This window comes from Streptomyces sp. 13-12-16, from assembly GCF_002114215.1.
Lineage (GTDB): Bacteria > Actinomycetota > Actinomycetes > Streptomycetales > Streptomycetaceae > Streptomyces.
Map to the genome: position 1 here is coordinate 1 of NZ_NCTE01000205.1, position 1,967 is coordinate 1,967.

The 1,967-nt window shown below is 73.7% G+C and carries 1 protein-coding gene; it reads right to left on the reverse strand.

Annotated features, from left to right (window positions below; all coding sequences use genetic code 11):
* Positions 1–105: 105 nt before the first annotated feature.
* Complete coding sequence (gene pgm / locus B7767_RS09525; RefSeq protein WP_085571805.1) at positions 106–1,746, reverse strand: phosphoglucomutase (alpha-D-glucose-1,6-bisphosphate-dependent); 1,641 nt, start codon at positions 1,744–1,746, stop codon at positions 106–108.
* Between the last annotated feature and the right edge of the window lie 221 nt (positions 1,747–1,967).

Consider the following 1,967-nt stretch of genomic DNA (forward strand, 5'->3'; position numbering starts at 1 on the left):
ACCGGAACTCACCTCCCCGGCCCCGTCCGCCCCCGGCGTCCGGACCGGCTGACGCACCCCGGCCACCGTGGCGGGTGACCGGGGCGTGCCCGTCCGGGGTGCGGCTCAGTCGCTCAGTGCCGCGAGGACCACGGCCTTGGCCTCCTCCTGCACCCGGCGGAGGTGCTCGGACCCCTGGAACGACTCGGCGTAGATCTTGTACACGTCCTCGGTGCCGGAGGGGCGGGCGGCGAACCAGGCGCTGTCCGTGGCCACCTTGATGCCCCCGATGGACGCGCCGTTGCCCGGCGCCTCGGTGAGCACCGCGGTGACCGCCTCCCCCGCCAGGGTGTCCGCGGTGACCTGGGCGGGAGACAGCTTCGCCAGGCGGGCCTTCTCCTCACGGGTCGCCGGGGCGTCGATCCGCTCGTAGGCGGGCTCGCCGAAGCGGGAGGTGAGCGCGGCGTAGTGCGCGGAGGGCGTCTTCCCGGTGACGGCCGTGATCTCGGACGCGAGCAGCGCCAGGATGATGCCGTCCTTGTCGGTGGTCCACACCGAGCCGTCCCGGCGCAGGAAGGAGGCCCCCGCCGACTCCTCACCGCCGAAGCCGAGGGTGCCGCCGGCCAGTCCGTCCACGAACCACTTGAAACCGACGGGCACCTCGACGAGTTCGCGCTTCAGGTCGGCGGCGACCCGGTCGATCATCGCGGAGGACACCAGGGTCTTGCCGACACCGGCCGCGGACGGCCACTGCTCGCGGTGCGCGTAGAGGTAGCCGATCGCCGTGGCGAGGTAGTGGTTGGGGTTCATCAGCCCGGCGTCCGGGGTGACGATGCCGTGCCGGTCGGCGTCCGCGTCGTTGCCGGTGGCGATGTCGAAGCGGTCGCGCTGCTGGATGAGGGACGCCATCGCGTGCGGCGAGGAGCAGTCCATCCGGATCTTCCCGTCCCAGTCCAGCGTCATGAACCGCCAGGTCGGGTCGGTGAGCGGGTTGACCACGGTGAGGTCGAGCCGGTGCTGTTCGGCGATCCGGCCCCAGTACGCGACGGACGCCCCGCCCAGCGGGTCGGCGCCGATCCTTACGCCGGCCGCGCGGATCGCGTCCAGGTCCAGCACGTTCGGCAGGTCCGCGACATAGGTGCCGAGGAAGTCGTACCGGCCGGTTCCGGGGGCGGCCAGGGCACGGGCGTACGGGATGCGGCGGACGTCCTTGAGGCCGCCGCGGATGATGTCGTTGGCCCGGTCCTGGATCCAGCCGGTGGCGTCCGAACCGGCGGGGCCGCCGCTGGGCGGGTTGTACTTGAACCCGCCGTCGGCGGGCGGGTTGTGGGACGGGGTGACGACGACGCCGTCCGCGAGACCCGTGGCGCGGCCCCGGTTGTGGGTGAGGATCGCGTGCGAGACCGCCGGGGTCGGGGTGTAGCCGTCGGCGCTGTCGATGAGCACCGTGACCCCGTTGGCCGCGAACACCTCCAGGGCGGTGACGCGCGCGGGCTCGGACAGCGCGTGGGTGTCGGCGCCGAGGAAGAGCGGCCCGTCGGTGCCCTGGCCGGCGCGGTACTCGCAGATGGCCTGGCTGGTCGCGGCGATGTGGTCCTCGTTGAACGCGGCCGCCAGGGACGAGCCGCGGTGTCCCGACGTCCCGAAGGCGACGCGCTGCCCGGGATCCTCGGGGTCGGGGTGCAGTGCGTAGTACGCCGTGACCAGCCGAGCGACGTCGACGAGATCCTCGGGGCCGGCCGGGCCGCCCGCTCGCTCGTGCTGCATGTGCCCACTCCTCCGCAGGGGTTGATTCTTCGCTTGCGGAGACATCTTTCCTCTTCGGGGCCGCACCGCGCGAGTGGGGCCCGGCTCCGCGCCGCCCCGCCCCGCCGCCCCGGTGTCAGATCCGGCCGCCGGTCATCCGGGTGAGGGGGCCGTGGGTGTGGCGTTCGGCACGCCGGCCGACCGCGTAGGAGGCGGCGGTCAGCGCGGTCAGGCCGGCCGCG

Bases quoted from the DNA above. Each gene is read 5' to 3' on its own strand.
- pgm (WP_085571805.1), bottom strand. From the start codon at position 1,746: ATGCAGCACGAGCGAGCGGGCGGCCCGGCCGGCCCCGAGGATCTCGTC.